General features: G+C 61.5%; 29 protein-coding genes. 25 read left to right on the top strand and 4 right to left on the bottom strand.

All coding sequences use genetic code 11. The features are described 5' to 3' along the window. Nucleotides 1-7: 7 nt before the first annotated feature. The 25 genes from rpsS (at nt 8) to dsbD (ending at nt 13,769) form a co-directional block, all read left to right on the top strand. Complete coding sequence (rpsS, locus tag FBX97_RS19995; RefSeq protein WP_141835699.1) at nt 8-283, top strand: 30S ribosomal protein S19; 276 nt, start codon at nt 8-10, stop codon at nt 281-283. Beyond that, the gene (rplV, locus tag FBX97_RS19990) at nt 280-612 is read left to right on the top strand and encodes a 50S ribosomal protein L22 (protein ID WP_170976705.1); all 333 of its coding nucleotides are present in this window, start codon (nt 280-282) and stop codon (nt 610-612) included. Before rpsS ends, rplV begins: the two co-directional genes overlap by 4 nt. A 10-nt stretch (nt 613-622) precedes the next feature. Then, complete coding sequence (rpsC, locus tag FBX97_RS19985; protein ID WP_141835697.1) at nt 623-1,420, top strand: 30S ribosomal protein S3; 798 nt, start codon at nt 623-625, stop codon at nt 1,418-1,420. A 2-nt stretch (nt 1,421-1,422) separates the two neighbouring features. Next, entirely contained in the window at nt 1,423-1,842 is a 420-nt protein-coding gene (gene rplP / locus FBX97_RS19980; RefSeq protein ID WP_005663456.1) for a 50S ribosomal protein L16, read from the top strand. Nucleotides 1,843-1,854: 12 nt separating this feature from the next. Continuing rightward, nucleotides 1,855-2,046 carry a 50S ribosomal protein L29 gene (gene rpmC / locus FBX97_RS19975; RefSeq protein ID WP_141835694.1) on the top strand — a complete coding sequence of 64 codons (192 nt, stop codon included), beginning with the start codon at nt 1,855-1,857 and terminating at the stop codon, nt 2,044-2,046. Continuing rightward, nucleotides 2,043-2,315 (top strand): 30S ribosomal protein S17, encoded by a 273-nt coding sequence (gene rpsQ, locus FBX97_RS19970; protein WP_141835692.1) that lies wholly within the window; start codon nt 2,043-2,045, stop codon nt 2,313-2,315. The genes rpmC and rpsQ overlap by 4 nt, the downstream gene beginning before the upstream one ends. 233 nt (nt 2,316-2,548) lie before the next feature. Next, complete coding sequence (gene rplN, locus FBX97_RS19965; protein ID WP_036172202.1) at nt 2,549-2,917, top strand: 50S ribosomal protein L14; 369 nt, start codon at nt 2,549-2,551, stop codon at nt 2,915-2,917. 10 nt (nt 2,918-2,927) lie between these two features. Next, nucleotides 2,928-3,242: a 50S ribosomal protein L24 gene (gene rplX, locus FBX97_RS19960; protein WP_141835689.1), complete on the top strand. Its 315-nt coding sequence runs from the start codon at nt 2,928-2,930 to the stop codon at nt 3,240-3,242. Nucleotides 3,243-3,248: 6 nt separating this feature from the next. Continuing rightward, the gene (rplE, locus tag FBX97_RS19955) at nt 3,249-3,788 is read left to right on the top strand and encodes a 50S ribosomal protein L5 (RefSeq protein WP_141835685.1); all 540 of its coding nucleotides are present in this window, start codon (nt 3,249-3,251) and stop codon (nt 3,786-3,788) included. Between the two features lie 4 nt (nt 3,789-3,792). Continuing rightward, nucleotides 3,793-4,098: a 30S ribosomal protein S14 gene (gene rpsN / locus FBX97_RS19950; protein ID WP_141835681.1), complete on the top strand. Its 306-nt coding sequence runs from the start codon at nt 3,793-3,795 to the stop codon at nt 4,096-4,098. 14 nt (nt 4,099-4,112) lie between these two features. Then, entirely contained in the window at nt 4,113-4,508 is a 396-nt protein-coding gene (rpsH, locus tag FBX97_RS19945; RefSeq protein ID WP_141835678.1) for a 30S ribosomal protein S8, read from the top strand. A 10-nt stretch (nt 4,509-4,518) separates the two neighbouring features. Beyond that, nucleotides 4,519-5,052: a 50S ribosomal protein L6 gene (rplF, locus tag FBX97_RS19940; RefSeq protein ID WP_141835675.1), complete on the top strand. Its 534-nt coding sequence runs from the start codon at nt 4,519-4,521 to the stop codon at nt 5,050-5,052. 11 nt (nt 5,053-5,063) lie between these two features. Further along, nucleotides 5,064-5,426 carry a 50S ribosomal protein L18 gene (gene rplR, locus FBX97_RS19935; RefSeq protein WP_141835673.1) on the top strand — a complete coding sequence of 121 codons (363 nt, stop codon included), beginning with the start codon at nt 5,064-5,066 and terminating at the stop codon, nt 5,424-5,426. A 12-nt stretch (nt 5,427-5,438) separates the two neighbouring features. After that, complete coding sequence (rpsE, locus tag FBX97_RS19930; RefSeq protein ID WP_047826112.1) at nt 5,439-5,957, top strand: 30S ribosomal protein S5; 519 nt, start codon at nt 5,439-5,441, stop codon at nt 5,955-5,957. Between the two features lie 11 nt (nt 5,958-5,968). Beyond that, nucleotides 5,969-6,148, top strand: coding sequence for a 50S ribosomal protein L30 (gene rpmD, locus FBX97_RS19925; RefSeq protein WP_141835670.1), 180 nt, complete (start codon nt 5,969-5,971; stop codon nt 6,146-6,148). A 28-nt stretch (nt 6,149-6,176) separates the two neighbouring features. Beyond that, the gene (gene rplO / locus FBX97_RS19920) at nt 6,177-6,608 is read left to right on the top strand and encodes a 50S ribosomal protein L15 (RefSeq protein WP_141835667.1); all 432 of its coding nucleotides are present in this window, start codon (nt 6,177-6,179) and stop codon (nt 6,606-6,608) included. A 28-nt stretch (nt 6,609-6,636) separates the two neighbouring features. Continuing rightward, nucleotides 6,637-7,971, top strand: a complete 1,335-nt coding sequence (secY, locus tag FBX97_RS19915; protein ID WP_141835664.1) for a preprotein translocase subunit SecY — start codon at nt 6,637-6,639, stop codon at nt 7,969-7,971. A gap of 30 nt (nt 7,972-8,001) precedes the next feature. After that, nucleotides 8,002-8,220, top strand: a complete 219-nt coding sequence (infA, locus tag FBX97_RS19910) for a translation initiation factor IF-1 (protein ID WP_005663428.1) — start codon at nt 8,002-8,004, stop codon at nt 8,218-8,220. A 36-nt stretch (nt 8,221-8,256) separates the two neighbouring features. Then, nucleotides 8,257-8,370, top strand: a complete 114-nt coding sequence (gene rpmJ / locus FBX97_RS19905; RefSeq protein WP_005663407.1) for a 50S ribosomal protein L36 — start codon at nt 8,257-8,259, stop codon at nt 8,368-8,370. A gap of 15 nt (nt 8,371-8,385) precedes the next feature. Further along, a complete protein-coding gene (rpsM, locus tag FBX97_RS19900) occupies nt 8,386-8,751 on the top strand; it encodes a 30S ribosomal protein S13 (RefSeq protein ID WP_141835661.1) in 366 nt (121 codons plus the stop codon). Between the two features lie 14 nt (nt 8,752-8,765). After that, nucleotides 8,766-9,170 carry a 30S ribosomal protein S11 gene (gene rpsK, locus FBX97_RS19895; RefSeq protein ID WP_036172227.1) on the top strand — a complete coding sequence of 135 codons (405 nt, stop codon included), beginning with the start codon at nt 8,766-8,768 and terminating at the stop codon, nt 9,168-9,170. 246 nt (nt 9,171-9,416) lie between these two features. After that, nucleotides 9,417-10,040, top strand: a complete 624-nt coding sequence (gene rpsD / locus FBX97_RS19890; protein WP_141835658.1) for a 30S ribosomal protein S4 — start codon at nt 9,417-9,419, stop codon at nt 10,038-10,040. 237 nt (nt 10,041-10,277) lie between these two features. After that, on the top strand, nt 10,278-11,255 hold the full coding sequence (rpoA, locus tag FBX97_RS19885) for a DNA-directed RNA polymerase subunit alpha (RefSeq protein ID WP_141835655.1): 978 nt from the start codon (nt 10,278-10,280) through the stop codon (nt 11,253-11,255). A gap of 129 nt (nt 11,256-11,384) precedes the next feature. Continuing rightward, complete coding sequence (gene rplQ / locus FBX97_RS19880) at nt 11,385-11,780, top strand: 50S ribosomal protein L17 (RefSeq protein ID WP_141835652.1); 396 nt, start codon at nt 11,385-11,387, stop codon at nt 11,778-11,780. A gap of 114 nt (nt 11,781-11,894) precedes the next feature. Continuing rightward, the gene (gene dsbD, locus FBX97_RS19875; protein WP_141835649.1) at nt 11,895-13,769 is read left to right on the top strand and encodes a protein-disulfide reductase DsbD; all 1,875 of its coding nucleotides are present in this window, start codon (nt 11,895-11,897) and stop codon (nt 13,767-13,769) included. A gap of 69 nt (nt 13,770-13,838) precedes the next feature. On the opposite strand, the gene FBX97_RS19870 is transcribed toward dsbD, so the two are convergent. From FBX97_RS19870 to FBX97_RS19855, 4 genes are read right to left on the bottom strand one after another with little or no spacing between them, the layout of a single operon-like run. Then, on the bottom strand, nt 13,839-14,438 hold the full coding sequence (locus FBX97_RS19870; RefSeq protein WP_141835646.1) for a hypothetical protein: 600 nt from the start codon (nt 14,436-14,438) through the stop codon (nt 13,839-13,841). Between the two features lie 54 nt (nt 14,439-14,492). Continuing rightward, complete coding sequence (locus tag FBX97_RS19865; RefSeq protein ID WP_141835643.1) at nt 14,493-14,990, bottom strand: hypothetical protein; 498 nt, start codon at nt 14,988-14,990, stop codon at nt 14,493-14,495. A gap of 30 nt (nt 14,991-15,020) precedes the next feature. Continuing rightward, nucleotides 15,021-15,848: a CsgG/HfaB family protein gene (locus FBX97_RS19860; protein WP_255517561.1), complete on the bottom strand. Its 828-nt coding sequence runs from the start codon at nt 15,846-15,848 to the stop codon at nt 15,021-15,023. Beyond that, nucleotides 15,848-16,288, bottom strand: coding sequence for a curli assembly protein CsgF (locus tag FBX97_RS19855; RefSeq protein WP_141835637.1), 441 nt, complete (start codon nt 16,286-16,288; stop codon nt 15,848-15,850). Before FBX97_RS19855 ends, FBX97_RS19860 begins: the two co-directional genes overlap by 1 nt. Nucleotides 16,289-16,294 lie beyond the last annotated feature (6 nt).

Here is a 16,294-nt window from a genome sequence, read left to right as displayed (position 1 = left end):
ATAAGACATGACTCGTTCATTGAAAAAAGGGCCGTTCATTGACGCCCACCTGGTGAAAAAAGTCGAGACCGCGCAAGCGACCAAAGACAAGAAGCCAGTCAAAACCTGGTCGCGCCGCTCGACGATCACCCCGGACTTCATCGGTCTGACGATCGCTGTCCACAACGGCAAGGTGCACGTGCCGGTGTACGTCTCCGAGAACATGGTCGGTCACAAGCTGGGCGAATTCGCCCTGACCCGCACGTTCAAGGGCCACGCCGCTGACAAGAAGGCGAAGAAATAATGGAAACTAAAGCTATCCTCAAAGGCGTACGCCTGTCGGAGCAGAAGGGCCGCCTGGTTGCGGACCTGATCCGCGGCAAGAAAGTCGACGCTGCGCTGAACATCCTGCAATTCAGCCCGAAAAAAGGCGCGACCATCATCAAGAAAGTGCTGGAGTCCGCAATCGCGAACGCCGAGCACAACGATGGTGCCGACATCGACGAACTGAAAGTGGTTCAGATCTATGTCGAAAAGGGCCCGATCCTGAAGCGCTTTACGGCTCGCGCCAAAGGCCGCGGTGATCGCATTTCGAAACAATCCTGTCACGTCTACGTGACTGTCGGTAACTAAGGGGCATACGATGGGTCAGAAAATCCACCCAACCGGCTTCCGCCTGGCGGTCACCCGTAACTGGGCATCGCGCTGGTACGCTGGCAACGGCAACTTCGCCGACATGCTGAAGGAAGACCTGGAAGCACGCGTCTTCCTGAAGAAGAAGCTGAAGAACGCTTCGGTCGGCCGCATCGTCATCGAGCGTCCTGCCAAGAACGCACGCTTCACGATCTACTCGTCGCGTCCGGGCGTGGTCATCGGTAAGAAAGGCGAAGACATCGAAGTCCTGAAGTCGTCGCTGACCAAGATCATGGGCGTGCCGGTGCACGTCAATATCGAAGAGATCCGCAAGCCGGAAATCGACTCGCAGCTGATCGCCGATTCGATCTCGCAGCAGCTCGAAAAGCGCATCATGTTCCGCCGCGCCATGAAGCGCGCGATGCAGAACGCCATGCGCCTGGGCGCTGTCGGCATCAAGATCATGTCGTCGGGCCGCCTGAACGGCATCGAGATCGCACGTACCGAATGGTACCGCGAAGGCCGTGTGCCGCTGCACACCCTGCGCGCCGATATCGACTACGGCACCAGCGAAGCATCGACCACCTACGGCATCATCGGCGTCAAGGTGTGGGTCTACAAGGGCGACCGTTCGGCAACGGGCGAAGCTCCTGTGATCGACGTCCCGGCCGACGAGAAAAAGCCACGCGGCCCGCGCCGCGATGATGGCAAGCCGGGCGGCCGTCCGCGTCCAGGCGCCAAACCAGGTACCGCTCCAGCCGGTCGCCGCGCTGCTGCCAAGCCGGCAGCTGAGAAAGCAGGAGAATAAGCATGCTGCAGCCATCCCGCAGAAAGTATCGTAAAGAGCAGAAAGGCCGTAACACCGGCATTTCGCACACCCGCGGCACCGCAGTGTCGTTCGGTGAATTCGGTCTGAAGGCAGTTGCCCGCGGCCGTATCACCGCACGCCAGATCGAAGCTGCCCGTCGTGCCATGACCCGTCACATCAAGCGTGGCGGCCGTATCTGGATCCGTATCTTCCCGGACAAGCCGATTTCGAACAAGCCGGCCGAAGTCCGTATGGGTAACGGTAAGGGTAACCCGGAGTACTACGTCGCTGAAATCCAGCCGGGCAAAGTCCTGTACGAGATGGACGGCGTCGCTGAAGAACTGGCGCGCGAAGCATTCCGCCTGGCTGCCGCCAAACTGCCGCTGGCCACGACCTTCGTCGTGCGTCAAGTCGGCCAATAACAGGAGTTAAGAATGAAAGCAACAGAACTCCGCGGCAAGGACCAGGACGCTCTGAAGAAAGAGCTGAGCGAACTGCTGAAGGCCCAGTTCGGTCTGCGTATGCAAGTCGCGACCCAGCAACTGACCAACACCGCGCAGCTCAAGAAGGTGCGCCGCGATATCGCGCGTGTCAAGACCGTGATGAACCAGAAGGAAGCCAAATGAACGACACCACTAAAACGGCGCTGAAGCGTACGCTGGTCGGCAAAGTCGTGTCCGACAAAATGGACAAGACGGTGACCGTGCTGATCGAACGTCACGTCAAGCACCCGCTGTACGGCAAGATCATCGTGCGCTCGAACAAGTACCACGCGCACGACGAGACCAACCAGGCCAAGATCGGTGACACGGTCGAGATCGCGGAAGGTCGTCCGATCTCGAAGACCAAAGCTTGGACGCTGACGCGTGTTGTGCAAGTCGCACAAGTACTGTAAGCACTAAAATTTGTCTTGCGACGCCCGCTGGTATCTGAGATACTAGCGGGCTTCGTTCATGTGTCGCCGCAGTTGGTCTCCGCGATTGCTGCGGCCTGCAAATGAAGTACATTGGAAAGTCCAATCACCCAAACGTATTGCTCCAGCAGGGGCGGTGCGGCGGGACCAAGACTGACCGCAGGCCCACGGTTTCCGTGGGGATTACTACGGCTTAAGTTGGGAAAGAAAATATCATGATTCAAACCGAAAGCCGGCTCGAAGTGGCCGACAATACCGGTGCAAAAGAAGTTCTGTGCATCAAGGTATTGGGCGGCTCCAAGCGCCGTTACGCCAGCATTGGCGACGTGATCAAGGTCACCGTGAAGCAAGCCGCTCCGCGCGGCCGCGTCAAGAAAGGTGAAATCTACAATGCCGTGGTTGTGCGTACCGCCAAGGGTGTGCGCCGCCAAGACGGTTCCCTGGTGAAGTTCGACGGCAATGCCGCCGTTCTGCTGAACGCCAAGCTGGAGCCGATCGGCACCCGTATCTTCGGACCGGTAACGCGCGAACTGCGTACCGAAAAGTTCATGAAGATCGTGTCCCTGGCACCTGAAGTTCTGTAAGGGAGTCGTAATGTCTAAGATTCGTAAAAACGACGAAGTCATCGTTCTGGCCGGTAAAGACAAAGGCAAGCGCGGCGTCGTCCAGCAGCGCGTTGATGCTGAACACGTTATCGTCGAAGGCGTGAATGTGGCCAAGAAGGCCGTCAAGCCGAACCCGATGACTGGTGTCACTGGTGGTATCGTCGACAAGACCATGCCGATTCACGTGTCGAACGTCGCGCTGTTCAATGCAGCGACCGGCAAGGCAGATCGCGTTGGCTACAAAGATGTGGATGGCAAAAAAGTCCGCGTCTTCAAGTCGAACGGCGAAGTAGTGAAAGGGTAATAAGAAATGGCCCGTCTCCAACAACTGTATAAAGACAAAGTCGTCGCCGAGCTGACCGAGAAATTCGGTTACAAATCGGTGATGGAAGTTCCGCGCCTGACCAAGATCACCCTGAACATGGGTCTGTCGGAAGCAGTCGCCGACAAGAAGATCATCGAGCACGCTACCGGCGACCTGACCAAGATCGCCGGCCAGAAGCCGGTCGTGACCAAGGCTCGCAAGGCAATCGCAGGTTTCAAGATCCGCGAAGGCTACCCGATCGGCACGATGGTGACCCTGCGCGGCAACCGCATGTACGAATTCCTGGACCGCTTCATCACCGTGGCTCTGCCGCGCGTGCGTGACTTCCGCGGTGTCAGCGGCAAATCGTTCGACGGTCGCGGCAACTACAACATCGGCGTCAAAGAGCAGATCATCTTCCCGGAAATCGATTACGACAAGATCGATGCGCTGCGTGGCATGAACATCTCGATCACCACCACCGCCAAGACCGACGAAGAAGCCAAAGCGCTGCTCGCCGCCTTCAAATTCCCGTTCAGGAACTAAGAGCATGGCAAAACTTGCACTGATTAACCGCGAACAGAAGCGTGCAGACCTGGTGGAGAAATTCGCCGCAAAGCGTGCCGCTCTGAAAGCAATCATCGACGACCAGTCGAAGACCGAAGAAGAGCGTTACGAAGCGCGCCTGAAACTGCAGGCCCTGCCGCGTAACTCGGCCCCGACCCGTCAGCGCAACCGTTGCGCAATGACCGGCCGTCCGCGTGGCACTTTCCGTAAATTCGGTCTGGCCCGTACCAAGATCCGCGAATTCGCCATGAAAGGCGAAATCCCGGGTATGACCAAAGCTAGCTGGTAATAGGAGAACAAGCAATGAGTATGAGCGATCCTATCGCCGATATGCTGACCCGCATTCGTAACGCACAGGGCGTGCAAAAGACCAACGTGTCGATGCCGTCGTCGAAAGTGAAAGTTGCGATCGCCAACGTCCTGAAGGACGAGGGTTACATCGAAGATTTCGCCGTGTCCACCGAAGGTGGCAAGTCGGAACTGCAAATCGGTTTGAAGTATTACACCGGCCGTCCGGTCATCGAGCGCATCGAGCGCGTCTCCCGTCCTGGCCTGCGCATCTACAAGGGCAAGGATGAAATCCCTCAGGTCATGAACGGCCTGGGCGTGGCAATCATCTCGACCCCGCAGGGCGTGATGACCGACCGCAAAGCACGCGCAACCGGTGTCGGTGGCGAAGTGATTTGCTACGTGGCTTAAGGAGTAGACGATGTCTCGAGTAGCTAAGATGCCAATCGCCGTCCCGGCCGGTACCGATGTCGCGATCAACGCGTCGTCGATCACCGTCAAGGGCCCGCTGGGCACCCTGACCCAGCCGCTGAACGGCCTGGTCAAAGTAGAAAACAACAACGGCACGCTGTCGTTCGACGTCATCGACGATTCCCGCGAATCGAACGCGATGTCGGGCACCCTGCGTGCTCTGGTCAACAACATGGTGACCGGCGTGACCAAGGGCTTCGAGCGCAAGCTGAACCTGGTCGGCGTGGGCTACAAGGCAGCAGTGCAGGGCAACGCCCTGAACCTGTCGCTGGGCTTCTCGCACCCGGTTCTGCACGCGATGCCGGAAGGCGTCACCGCAACCACCCCGACCCCGACCGAGATCCTGATCAAGGGTATCGATCGTCAAAAGGTCGGCCAGGTCGCCGCGGAAGTGCGCGCTTACCGCTCGCCTGAGCCTTACAAAGGCAAGGGTGTCCGTTATTCGGACGAAGTGGTGAAGCTTAAAGAAACCAAGAAGAAATAATCGGAGCTGACATGGACAAGAAACAATCGCGTCTGCGTCGCGGACGCCAAACCCGCATCAAGATCGCCCAGCTGGGCGTGAATCGCCTGTCGATTCACCGCACCAACCTGCACATCTATGCGAACCTGATCAGCCCGGATGCGAAGGTCCTGGTTTCGGCTTCGACGCTGGAAGCAGACGTGCGCGCCGAACTGGCTGGCAAGACTGGCGCAGGCGGCAACGCTGCCGCGGCTGCCCTGGTCGGCAAGCGCGTCGCAGAGAAAGCACTGCAAGCAGGGATCACCGAGGTCGCTTTCGACCGTTCGGGTTTCCGTTACCACGGCCGTGTCAAAGCGCTGGCAGAAGCTGCCCGCGAAGCCGGTCTGAAGTTCTAAGGAAGAATCGTCATGGCAAAAATGCAAGCGAAAATGGCAAGCGACAAGCCGGATGATGGCATGCGCGAAAAAATGATCGCGATCAACCGCGTGACCAAAGTGGTCAAGGGTGGTCGTATCATGGGTTTTGCAGCGCTGACCGTTGTCGGTGACGGCGATGGCCGCATCGGCATGGGCAAAGGCAAGTCGAAGGAAGTTCCGGTCGGCGTGCAAAAAGCGATGGAAGAAGCCCGCCGCAACCTGATCAAGGTGCCCCTCAAGAACGGTACCCTGCAGCACACCGTTACCGGCCGCCACGGCGCCTCGCGCGTCCTGATGGCCCCGGCCAAGCCGGGTACCGGCGTGATCGCCGGCGGTGCAATGCGCGCTATCTTCGAAGTGATGGGCGTGACCGACGTGGTCGCCAAGTCGACCGGTTCCTCGAACCCGTACAACCTGGTTCGCGCTACCCTCGACGGTCTGGCGAAAATGAGCACCCCGGCTGACATCGCTGCCAAGCGCGGCAAGTCGGTCGAAGAAATCCTGGGTTAAGGGGAATTACCATGGCAAACACCATCAAAGTCAAGCTGGTCAAAGGCCTGATCGGTACCCGTCAGGATCACCGCGCCACCGTGCGTGGTCTGGGTCTGCGTCGCGTCAACTCGGTCTCCGAGCTGCAAGACACCCCGTCGGTCCGCGGTATGATCAACAAGGTCAACTACCTCGTCAAAGTTGTCGACTAAGCCGCGGCTTGGTCAACGGAGAAAATCTATGCAACTCAATACCATTCAACCTGCAGACGGCGCCAAGCATGCGAAGCGCCGCGTCGGTCGCGGTATCGGCTCCGGCCTGGGCAAGACTGCCGGCCGTGGTCACAAAGGTCAGAAGTCGCGTTCGGGCGGTTTCCACAAGGTCGGTTTCGAAGGCGGTCAGATGCCGCTGCAGCGCCGCCTGCCGAAGCGTGGCTTCAAGTCGCTGAACGCTACGTTCAAGGCTGAAGTCCGTCTGTCGGACCTGAACGCCCTGGCCGTCGGCGACGTCGACATCCTGGTGCTCAAGCAAGCCGGCGTGCTGCCGGTGGTCGCTCGCGACGTGCGTGTCATCCTGTCCGGCGAGATCACCAAAGCGGTGAACCTCAAGGGTATCAAGGCGACCGCTGGCGCGAAAGCAGCGATCGAAGCAGCTGGCGGTTCGGTCGCCTAAAGCGGCCGCTGCCTGATCGGAGCAAAAATTGGCGACTAATTCACAACTTGGTAAAAGTGCAGCATCCGGTTTCCCCTGGGGCCGGCTGTGGTTCTTGCTTGGCGCGTTGGTCGTGTACCGTATCGGTGCTCATATCCCGGTCCCCGGGATTGACCCGGTCGCCATGGCCCAGCTGTTCAAGCAGAACGAGGGCGGCATCCTGGGCATGTTCAACATGTTCTCGGGTGGCGCACTGTCCCGCTTTGCCGTGTTCGCTCTTGGCATCACGCCTTACATTTCGGCTTCGATCATCATGCAGCTGGTGTCGATCGTCTCGCCGCAGATGGAGGCACTGAAGAAAGAAGGCGAGGCCGGTCGCCGCAAGATCACCCAGTACACCCGTTACTTCACGGTGCTGCTGGCTCTGTTCCAGGCGTTCGGCATCGCGGTCGCCCTCGAGGCCCAGCAGGGCCTCGTGATCGACCCGGGCATCGCTTTCCGCTTCGTGACCGTCGTGACGCTGCTGACCGGCACCATGTTCCTCATGTGGCTGGGCGAGCAGATCACCGAACGTGGTCTTGGCAACGGTATCTCGATCATCATTTTTGCCGGTATCGCAGCCGGTCTGCCGAACGCACTGGGTAGCCTGTTCACCCTGGTGTCGAACGGTTCGATCAGCAGCTTCGCCGCAATCTTCATCGTGATTCTGGTGGCCCTCGTGACCTACGCGGTCGTGTTCGTAGAACGCGGCCAGCGCAAGATCCTGGTGAATTACGCGAAACGCCAGGTCGGTAACAAGATCTACGGTGGCCAAACCAGCCACCTGCCGCTGAAGTTGAACATGGCCGGCGTCATTCCGCCCATCTTCGCTTCGTCGATCATCCTGTTCCCGGCCACGATCGTCGACTGGTTCACCCGTGGCAAGGACACTTCGAATCCGTTCATCGGCTTCCTGAAGGACCTGGCCGCGTCGCTGACAGCCGGCGAACCGATCCATGCGTTGCTGTATGCGGTGGCGATCGTGTTCTTCTGCTTCTTCTATACGGCGCTGGTATTCAACAGCAAGGAAACGGCGGACAACTTGAAGAAGAGCGGCGCATTCGTTCCGGGCATCCGTCCGGGCGAGCAGACTGCGCGCTACATCGACAAGATCCTGATGCGCCTGACCCTGGCCGGTGCGGTCTATATCACGGCAGTGTGCCTGCTGCCGGAGTTCATGCAGAGCCAGTGGAAAGTACCTTTCTACTTCGGCGGTACTTCGCTCCTGATCATCGTGGTCGTCACGATGGATTTCATGGCGCAAGTGCAGAACTACGTCATGTCGCAGCAATATGAATCGCTGCTGCGCAAGGCTAATTTCAAGGGCGGCATCCCGTCGCGTTGAGCGGCGAGCGCCCAGGAGTGTATAGACCGAATGGCAAAAGACGACGTCATCCAAATGCAAGGGGAGATTCTCGAGAATCTCCCGAACGCGACGTTTCGCGTGAAGCTGGAAAACGGGCACGTGGTATTGGGACACATCTCGGGTAAAATGCGCATGAATTACATCCGCATTCTCCCAGGCGACAAGGTGACGGTGGAGTTGACGCCGTACGACCTGTCCCGGGCCCGCATCGTGTTCCGCACCAAGTAAAACATTTAAGTATCTGAATCTGGAAGAGAGTGCAAAATGAAAGTTAATGCTTCAGTCAAGCGGATCTGCCGCAACTGCAAGATCATCAAGCGCAAGGGCGTGGTCCGTGTGATCTGCGTCGAGCCGCGTCACAAGCAGCGTCAAGGTTAATACGAGGAATATCGAATGGCACGTATTGCAGGGGTCAACGTCCCCAATCATCAGCACACCGTGATCGGCCTGACGGCAATCTACGGTATCGGTCGCACCCGCTCGCAAAAGATCTGCGAAACCACTGGTGTTGCAACCAACAAGAAGGTCAAGGACCTGGACGACAACGAACTGGAAAAGCTGCGTGACGCAGTCGGCAAGTTCACCGTCGAAGGCGATCTGCGCCGTGAGCTGTCCATGAACATCAAGCGTTTGATGGACCTGGGCTGCTACCGTGGCATGCGTCACCGCAAGGGCCTGCCGGTCCGCGGTCAGCGTACCCGTACCAATGCACGTACCCGCAAGGGCCCGCGCAAGGCCGCTCAATCGCTGAAGAAATAATCTAGGAACCGACCATGGCTAAGCAACAAAGCTCGGCGGCTGCAGCCCGCATCCGCAAGAAAGTCAAAAAGAACGTCGCCGAAGGCATCGCACACGTCCACGCATCGTTCAACAACACCATCATCACGATCACCGATCGCCAGGGCAACGCCCTGTCGTGGGCAACTTCCGGCGGCGCCGGCTTCAAGGGTTCGCGTAAGTCGACCCCGTTTGCGGCGCAGGTCGCAGCTGAAGCTGCTGGCAAGGTCGCTCAGGAATACGGCGTGAAGAACCTGGAAGTGCGCATCAAGGGCCCGGGCCCTGGCCGTGAATCGGCTGTGCGCGCGCTGAACAACCTGGGCATCAAGATCACCGAGATCCAGGACGTGACGCCGGTACCGCACAACGGTTGCCGTCCGCCGAAGCGTCGTCGTATCTAAGTTGATGGGCGGGCTCGCCCGCCTGTTGTGTGGATACCACGCGCTTTGACCGCACCCTTGTGGTCAATGATCGCCGGTGCAGTTAACCCGTAATTGGGTTATACTGCCCGGCTATTGTCGCCTCCGATCGTCCCGATTGGAGGCTTTTTGTAAGCCACGTCCGGTCTCATGCAGAACCGGACTAGCGCCTGTTGCGGGATTCCATCCGCATCCGGGGCGTGATCATTCAAATAAAGGAAGTACAACGTGGCACGTTATATCGGACCAAAAGCAAAACTGGCTCGCCGTGAAGGCACCGACCTGTTCCTGAAGAGCGCACGCCGCTCGCTGGATTCGAAGTGCAAGCTGGACGTCAAGCCGGGTCAACACGGCGTGAAGTCGGGCGCCCGTACCTCGGACTACGGCAACCAGCTGCGTGAAAAGCAGAAGGTCAAGCGTATCTACGGCGTGCTGGAGCGTCAGTTCCGCCGCTACTTCGCCGAAGCGTCGCGCCGCAAGGGCAACACCGGTGAAACCCTGCTGAAGCTGCTGGAAGCACGTCTCGACAACGTCGCTTACCGCATGGGCTTCGGCTCGACCCGCGCCGAAGCGCGCCAGCTGGTGAGCCACAAGGCCTTCACCGTCAACGGCCAGGTCGTGAACATCGCTTCGTACCAGGTCAAGGCCGGTGACGTCGTCGCCGTGCGCGAAAAGGCCAAGAAGCAGACCCGTATCCTGGAAGCCCTGTCGCTGGCCGAACAAGTCGGCATGCCGAGCTGGGTTTCGGTCGACGCCAAGAAGATGGAAGGCACCTTCCGTTCGTTCCCGGAGCGTAACGAGATCGCTGCTGACGTCAACGAAGCGCTGATCGTCGAACTGTACTCGCGTTAATTGACAAATCGAGGCGCCGCGGCGCCCGATTTGTCACCCCCGCGAAGGCGGGGGCCCAAGTTTGGTTGATTAGTACGAAAGCCAACTTGGGTCCCCGCCTGCGCGGGGACGACGGTGTACCAGCTGCGCCGTCAAAACACCGAATTCGTTTCACCGCCTGCTCGAAGAAGCAGGCGTTTTCACTGATGCCATCAGCCTTATCGGTGTAACGAGCCGAGGGTATTGAAGAGGACACCCATGCAAAATAGTTTGTTGAAGCCACGTATCATCGACGTCGAAGCTCTCGGCGCCGGCCACGCGAAAGTCGTGATGGAGCCGTTCGAACGTGGTTATGGTCACACGCTGGGTAACGCGCTGCGCCGCGTCCTGCTGTCGTCGATGATCGGCTACGCGCCGACCGAAGTGACGATCGCCGGCGTCGTGCACGAGTACTCGTCGCTGGACGGCGTGCAGGAAGACGTGGTCGACCTGCTGCTGAACCTGAAGGGCGTCGTGTTCAAGGTGCACAATCGTGACTCCGTGACGCTGACCCTCAAGAAGGACGGCGAAGGTCCGGTCCTGGCTTCCGACATCGATCTGCCGCATGACGTGGAACTGATCAATCCGGAGCACGTGATCGCCCACCTGACCGCCGGCGGCAAGCTGGACATGCAGATCAAGGTCGAAAAAGGCCGTGGCTACGTGCCGGGTAACGTCCGCCGCCTGTCGGAAGACACCAACAAGACCATCGGCCGCATCATCCTGGATGCATCGTTCTCGCCGGTGCGCCGCGTGTCCTACGCGGTGGAATCGGCCCGCGTCGAACAGCGTACCGACCTGGACAAGCTGATCATCAACATCGAGACCAACGGCGTCATCACCCCGGAAGAGGCGATCCGCCAGTCGGCACGCGTGCTGGTCGACCAGCTGAACGTGTTCGCCGCCCTGGAAGGCACCGAAGCCGCTGCGGAAGCGCCGTCGCGCGCACCGCTGGTCGATCCGATCCTGCTGCGTCCGGTCGACGACCTGGAACTGACCGTCCGTTCGGCAAACTGCCTGAAGGCCGAGAACATCTACTACATCGGCGACCTGATCCAGCGTTCGGAAAACGAACTGCTGAAGACCCCGAACCTGGGCCGCAAGTCGCTGAACGAGATCAAGGAAGTCCTGGCTTCCCGCGGTCTGACCCTCGGCATGAAACTCGAGAACTGGCCGCCGGCTGGTCTGGAGAAGTAATTTGCAGTACCGCCGCCCGTGCAATTCCGCACGGGCGGTTTATAACCCCTTAGAACCGGTCCGCGGTCATGCGTCGATGCGCATGAACGATCGAAGAACTGGAATTTAAAACACTCGAAAGGATTTACCATGCGTCACCGTCACGGCCTCCGTAAGCTGAACCGTACTTCGTCCCACCGCCTGGCCATGCTGCGCAACATGACCGTTTCGCTGCTGCGTCACGAAGCGATCAAGACCACCGTTCCGAAAGCCAAGGAACTGCGCAAAGTCGTCGAGCCGATCATCACCCTGGGCAAGAACGACAACCTGGCCAACAAGCGCCTGGCCTTCGCCCGCCTGCGGGACCGCGAGATCGTCCAGAAGCTGTTCGCCGAAATCGGCCCGCGCTTCGCCAACCGCAACGGCGGTTACACCCGTATCCTGAAGATGGGCTTCCGCGTTGGCGACAATGCACCGATGGCCTACGTGGAACTGGTTGACCGTCCGGAAGTCGGCGTCGACGAGAGCGCACCGACCGCCGAGTAATCGACCGGTAGCATCAAAGGAACCAGGCCGCGTGCCTGGTTTTTTTTCGCCTTCATGCGTCGCATGCTCGAGCGGTGTACCATTTCCGCTGCGCAGAATCCTGATAAGCCATCCATGTCCCGATTTATATTCGCCTTGCTGTTGTCCTGGGCCGCACTGCTGGCCGCGCCTGCCCGCGCCGACGACGATTTCCTGCCGCCCGAACAGGCTTTCCAGTTCTCTGCGCGCATGCTGGACGCCCACACCGTCGTGGTGAACTACGCGATCGCCGACGGCTACTACATGTACCGCGAGCGCTTCAAGTTCACCGCCACCGGCGCCCAGCTGGGCGCGCCCCTGGTCCCGCCGGGCAAGATCAAGTTCGACGAGACCTTCAACAAGAACGTCGAGACCTATCACAAGGGCGTCGAGATCCGCATCCCGGTCGAGGGCAACGGGCCCTTTACGCTGAATGCCACCGGCCAGGGCTGCGCCGACAAGGGCCTGTGCTATCCGCCTCAGGATGCGTCGGTCCAGTTGGTGGCAGGCAGCGTGGCGGCTGCGGCGCAGCCTGGCCTGCCGCTCGGCCAGGGCGGGCAGGGCAGCGGCCTCGGCAATGCGCCGCAGTTCTCGCTGCCGGGCCAGGCCGCACCGCAGGTCGACACCCCGGCCAGCCAGCCGCCGGCAGCTCCAGCCGGCGCGGCGAGCGCCGCTTCGGCACCGGCACCGGCACCGGCAGCGGCCCCGTCCGAGCTGTCCGGCATCGCCAGCCTGCTGCAGGGCGGCCGCCTGCTCGCCATCGTGCCGGCCTTCGTCCTGCTCGGACTGGGCCTGGCCTTCACCCCCTGCGTGCTGCCGATGGTGCCGATCCTGTCGTCGATCATCGTCGGCGAGGGCAAGCAGGTCAAGAAAGCGCGCGGCTTCATCCTGTCGGTCGCCTATTCGCTCGGCATGGCCATCGTCTACACCGCGCTCGGCGTGGCCGCCGGCCTGGTCGGCGAGGGCCTGTCGGCGGCGCTGCAGAATCCCTGGGTACTGTCCGCCTTCGCGCTGCTGATCGTGGTGATGGCCCTGTCGATGTTCAACGTCTACCAGCTGCAGGTGCCCGCCAGCCTGCAGTCGCGCCTGGCGAGCGCCTCCGGGCGCCAGTCCGGCGGCAAGCTGGCCGGCGTGTTCGTCATGGGCGCGATCTCGGCCCTGATCGTCGGTCCCTGCGTGGCTGCGCCGCTGGCCGGCGCGCTGGTCTACATCAGCCAGACCCGCGACGTCCTGATCGGCGGTGCCGCGCTGTTCGCGATGGCGGCCGGGATGAGCATCCCGTTGCTGCTGGTCGGCGTGTCGGCCGGTTCGCTGCTGCCGCGCGCCGGCATGTGGATGGAATCGGTGAAGCGCTTCTTCGGCGTGCTGATGCTGGCGATGGCCCTGTGGATGGTGACGCCGGTGCTGCCGGCCTTGGCGCAGATGGTGCTGTGGGCCGCGCTGCTGCTCGGCTACGGCTTTTATCTGTTGAAGGGCAAGGGCCACTGGGCCGCCATGGCCCTGGGCGCTGCATGCGCGGTGCTGGGCGCGACCCAGCTGGTCGGCATCGCCAGCGGCGGCCGCGATCCGCTGGCGCCGCTGGCCCACCTCACGCGCGGCGGCGCGCCGGCGCAGCCGCTGGCCTTCACCCGCATCAAGACCGTCGAGCAGCTCGATGCCGCGCTGGCCCGGACCGGTGGAAAAACCGCCATGCTCGATTTCTATGCGGACTGGTGCGTGTCGTGCAAGGAGATGGAAAAGCTGACCTTCGTCGATCCCGCGGTCAAGGCGCGCCTGGCGAACACCCTGCTGCTGCAGGTCGACGTCACCGCCAACGATGCCGCCGACCGTGCGCTGCTCAAGCGCTTCGGGCTGTTCGGGCCGCCGGGGATCATCCTGTTCGACCGCCAGGGCCGCGAAATCGCGGACAGCCGCGTGATCGGCTACCAGGACACCAACAAATTCCTGGGCTCGCTCGGAAAACTTCAGTAACGACTGCACACGCGGCGCCATGAAAAAAGGCGGGGACAACCCCGCCTGCAACCCGGCCCGGCGCCGGATTCAATAACCCTGGCGGATCATGGCCATGTTGCCGCCGCCGCCGCGCTGGTCGATCGTGGCCTGCTGGCCGTATCCCGCCTGGTAGATCGAGGCGTTGTTGTTGCTGGTGTAGAGCTGGCGGATACCGGCCTGGTTATAGCCGCCGCTCTGCATGATGTCGGCGCGGTTGAAGCTGCTGTAGCCGGCAACGTCGATCGCGGCGCCCGACTCGACCCCGGTCTGGTCGATCCTTGCATTGTTGGACTGGCCGCCCGAGTCGCCCATCTCCGCGCCGAAGGCGTTGATGGCGGCGCGCAAGCCCTGGCCATTGGTCTGCCAGATCGCGTAGCTGTTCATGTCGCCCGATTGATAGATGCGGGCATCCGCATTGCCGACGTTGCTCTGAAAGACGCGGGCGTCGTTGCCGTTGTTGCCGCCGAAGGCGCCGGGTACCTGGTCGATGGTGGCGTAGTTGTTGCCGAGCGAGCCGATCTGATCGATGGTGGCCATGCTGGCGTTCGCTTCGACTTGCTGGATGAAGGCCGAGTCCTGGGCGCCGGCCGGGGCCGCGGCGATGGCGAGGACGATGGCGCAGGCGGCAAAAGAGGACAGCTGTTTCATGATGGGCTCCTTGAAGTGGGATAGGGAAGAAAGACGGTTGCGAAGATCCGTTGCCTAGTACTGGACCAGGTTTGCTACGTTGCCGTTGCCACGCTGGCTCAGGCTGATGTTCGGCGAGTGCGGGCCCTGCACGAGGTTGACCCGGTTGTGATCGCCGAACTGTTCGATCTGGGCGACGCGCTCGTCGCCGCGTTGCGTAATGTTGGCCAGGTTGGCGCCGCCGCGCTGGTCGAGGCTGACGAGATTGCCGTTGCCCTGCTGATTCACTTGCGCGCTGTTGTGGTAGCCGTTCTGGGAGACATCGATCCGGTTGCCGATGCCCTGCTGGCCGAGCCGGGCAAGCTGGTCGATGCCGCGCTGCTCGACGGCAGCGCGGTTGTGCCAGCCGCGCTGCGAAATCGATGCGTCCAGCCCGCTGCCGGCTGCGAATTCCGGTCCGGCCAGGTCGCCGGCCGCTGCTGGCGCGCTCGCACCCAGCGCCAGCGCCGCCAGCGCCAGCCAACCGCCGATACCGGCCGCGCGCCAGCCGCGCATCCGCTCATGCTCCATCATGGTGAAACTCCTTTGGGTGTGGGGGAAAAATCAGGATTCGGCGTGGCGCCCGTAACGGCGCAGCAGGGTGCCGTCGCGTTCGCTATCGTCTTTCAGGGACCACTGGCCGTCCTCGATGCCCTGCGCCACCAGGTGCATGACCGCCGCCTCGATCGCTTCGCGCACGCACAGCTGGGCCGGTTCGTTGCGGGTCATCCCGGCCTCGAACTGCACCAGGTCCTTGAAGTTGACGAACTTGAACACGGTCGGCCGGATTTCGTAGGAATAGATCGCCTTGGTGGTCGAAATGCTGTTCAGCACCTTGCCGCTGCGGATGTCGACGGTGCGCAGGCCGACCGTCACCTGGTCGACGCGGTACTGGGTCGACAGGCCGACGCCCAGGTAATTCGCGCCGAGCCCGCCGGTGCGGACATTGCTCTCGTAGGCAGTGATGCCGCCTTCGACGATCACCGAGGCCGGCAGCAGTTGCGGCACCGATACCGGCGGCTGCGACTTGTCCGGTGCCTCGAGCGCCCGCACGACCTTGCGCTCGGTCAGCAGGTTCTGCAGGTTTTCCCGCTCTACCGGGATGAACCAGCCGGAATCGAGCAGGGCCTTGATCAGGATCGAGGCGGCGCTTTGGGTGACGGCGGTCGAAAACGAACTGTCGGGCGCCGGCTTGTACTGCCCGGTCTGGTCGCGGAAGCCGTACACGGCGACGACGATCTTGCCTTTCGGCTGGGGCAGGCGCGTCAGTTCGCGCGTCAGGTTCGTGGCCGGCGTCAGCTGCGCGCCTGCATTCGCCACCGCAGGCGGATGGCTGATGCTGCACGCCGACAGCAGCAGGGTGCACGCCGCAAGGACACGGGCGCCGATCATCATTGGCTCCCGATCTGGAACGAGGTCGACTGGCCGGTGGTCTTGTCGGTGGTGGTGATCACCAGCACGCCGCCGCCGGCATCGACGATGTCGATCCGGAAGTTGCCGGTTTCGACCGAACCCGGATGCAGCTTGCCGCCCGAGCCCATCACGCCGGCGGTGGCGGCCGCCGACAGCTGGCTCAGCACCGAACGCTCCAGCATGTCGGTAAACTGCTCCAGCCCGCTCTGCTTGCCCGACGCGGCGTCGCTGGCGTCCTTGTGCTTGTTGGTCATCTGCGCCATGCTGAGGAAGCCGCTGGCATTCAGCGGGCTGCCGCCGAAGGCGGGGTTGGTCGGCACGTACACCAGTTCGCTCGCCGGCGCAGGGCCGGACAACGCGATCGTCACTGCCAGCAGCGCGCCTGCAGCCGCCAGCCGGGTGGTTCTGCCTGCTCCCATGGTCGT

This window comes from Herbaspirillum sp. SJZ107, assembly GCF_006715485.1.
GTDB lineage: Bacteria > Pseudomonadota > Gammaproteobacteria > Burkholderiales > Burkholderiaceae_D > Telluria.
This window is presented reverse-complemented; position numbering and strand designations above follow the sequence as displayed.

Bases quoted from the DNA above. Each gene is read 5' to 3' on its own strand.
- rpsS (WP_141835699.1), top strand. From the start codon at position 8: ATGACTCGTTCATTGAAAAAAGGGCCGTTCATTGACGCCCACCTGGTG.
- rpsC (WP_141835697.1), top strand. From the start codon at position 623: ATGGGTCAGAAAATCCACCCAACCGGCTTCCGCCTGGCGGTCACCCGT.
- rplP (WP_005663456.1), top strand. From the start codon at position 1,423: ATGCTGCAGCCATCCCGCAGAAAGTATCGTAAAGAGCAGAAAGGCCGT.
- rpmC (WP_141835694.1), top strand. From the start codon at position 1,855: ATGAAAGCAACAGAACTCCGCGGCAAGGACCAGGACGCTCTGAAGAAA.
- rpsQ (WP_141835692.1), top strand. From the start codon at position 2,043: ATGAACGACACCACTAAAACGGCGCTGAAGCGTACGCTGGTCGGCAAA.
- rplN (WP_036172202.1), top strand. From the start codon at position 2,549: ATGATTCAAACCGAAAGCCGGCTCGAAGTGGCCGACAATACCGGTGCA.
- rplX (WP_141835689.1), top strand. From the start codon at position 2,928: ATGTCTAAGATTCGTAAAAACGACGAAGTCATCGTTCTGGCCGGTAAA.
- rplE (WP_141835685.1), top strand. From the start codon at position 3,249: ATGGCCCGTCTCCAACAACTGTATAAAGACAAAGTCGTCGCCGAGCTG.
- rpsN (WP_141835681.1), top strand. From the start codon at position 3,793: ATGGCAAAACTTGCACTGATTAACCGCGAACAGAAGCGTGCAGACCTG.
- rpsH (WP_141835678.1), top strand. From the start codon at position 4,113: ATGAGTATGAGCGATCCTATCGCCGATATGCTGACCCGCATTCGTAAC.
- rplF (WP_141835675.1), top strand. From the start codon at position 4,519: ATGTCTCGAGTAGCTAAGATGCCAATCGCCGTCCCGGCCGGTACCGAT.
- rplR (WP_141835673.1), top strand. From the start codon at position 5,064: ATGGACAAGAAACAATCGCGTCTGCGTCGCGGACGCCAAACCCGCATC.
- rpsE (WP_047826112.1), top strand. From the start codon at position 5,439: ATGGCAAAAATGCAAGCGAAAATGGCAAGCGACAAGCCGGATGATGGC.
- rpmD (WP_141835670.1), top strand. From the start codon at position 5,969: ATGGCAAACACCATCAAAGTCAAGCTGGTCAAAGGCCTGATCGGTACC.
- rplO (WP_141835667.1), top strand. From the start codon at position 6,177: ATGCAACTCAATACCATTCAACCTGCAGACGGCGCCAAGCATGCGAAG.
- infA (WP_005663428.1), top strand. From the start codon at position 8,002: ATGGCAAAAGACGACGTCATCCAAATGCAAGGGGAGATTCTCGAGAAT.
- rpmJ (WP_005663407.1), top strand. From the start codon at position 8,257: ATGAAAGTTAATGCTTCAGTCAAGCGGATCTGCCGCAACTGCAAGATC.
- rpsM (WP_141835661.1), top strand. From the start codon at position 8,386: ATGGCACGTATTGCAGGGGTCAACGTCCCCAATCATCAGCACACCGTG.
- rpsK (WP_036172227.1), top strand. From the start codon at position 8,766: ATGGCTAAGCAACAAAGCTCGGCGGCTGCAGCCCGCATCCGCAAGAAA.
- rpoA (WP_141835655.1), top strand. From the start codon at position 10,278: ATGCAAAATAGTTTGTTGAAGCCACGTATCATCGACGTCGAAGCTCTC.
- rplQ (WP_141835652.1), top strand. From the start codon at position 11,385: ATGCGTCACCGTCACGGCCTCCGTAAGCTGAACCGTACTTCGTCCCAC.
- dsbD (WP_141835649.1), top strand. From the start codon at position 11,895: ATGTCCCGATTTATATTCGCCTTGCTGTTGTCCTGGGCCGCACTGCTG.
- FBX97_RS19870 (WP_141835646.1), bottom strand. From the start codon at position 14,438: ATGAAACAGCTGTCCTCTTTTGCCGCCTGCGCCATCGTCCTCGCCATC.
- FBX97_RS19865 (WP_141835643.1), bottom strand. From the start codon at position 14,990: ATGATGGAGCATGAGCGGATGCGCGGCTGGCGCGCGGCCGGTATCGGC.
- FBX97_RS19860 (WP_255517561.1), bottom strand. From the start codon at position 15,848: ATGATCGGCGCCCGTGTCCTTGCGGCGTGCACCCTGCTGCTGTCGGCG.
- FBX97_RS19855 (WP_141835637.1), bottom strand. From the start codon at position 16,288: ATGGGAGCAGGCAGAACCACCCGGCTGGCGGCTGCAGGCGCGCTGCTG.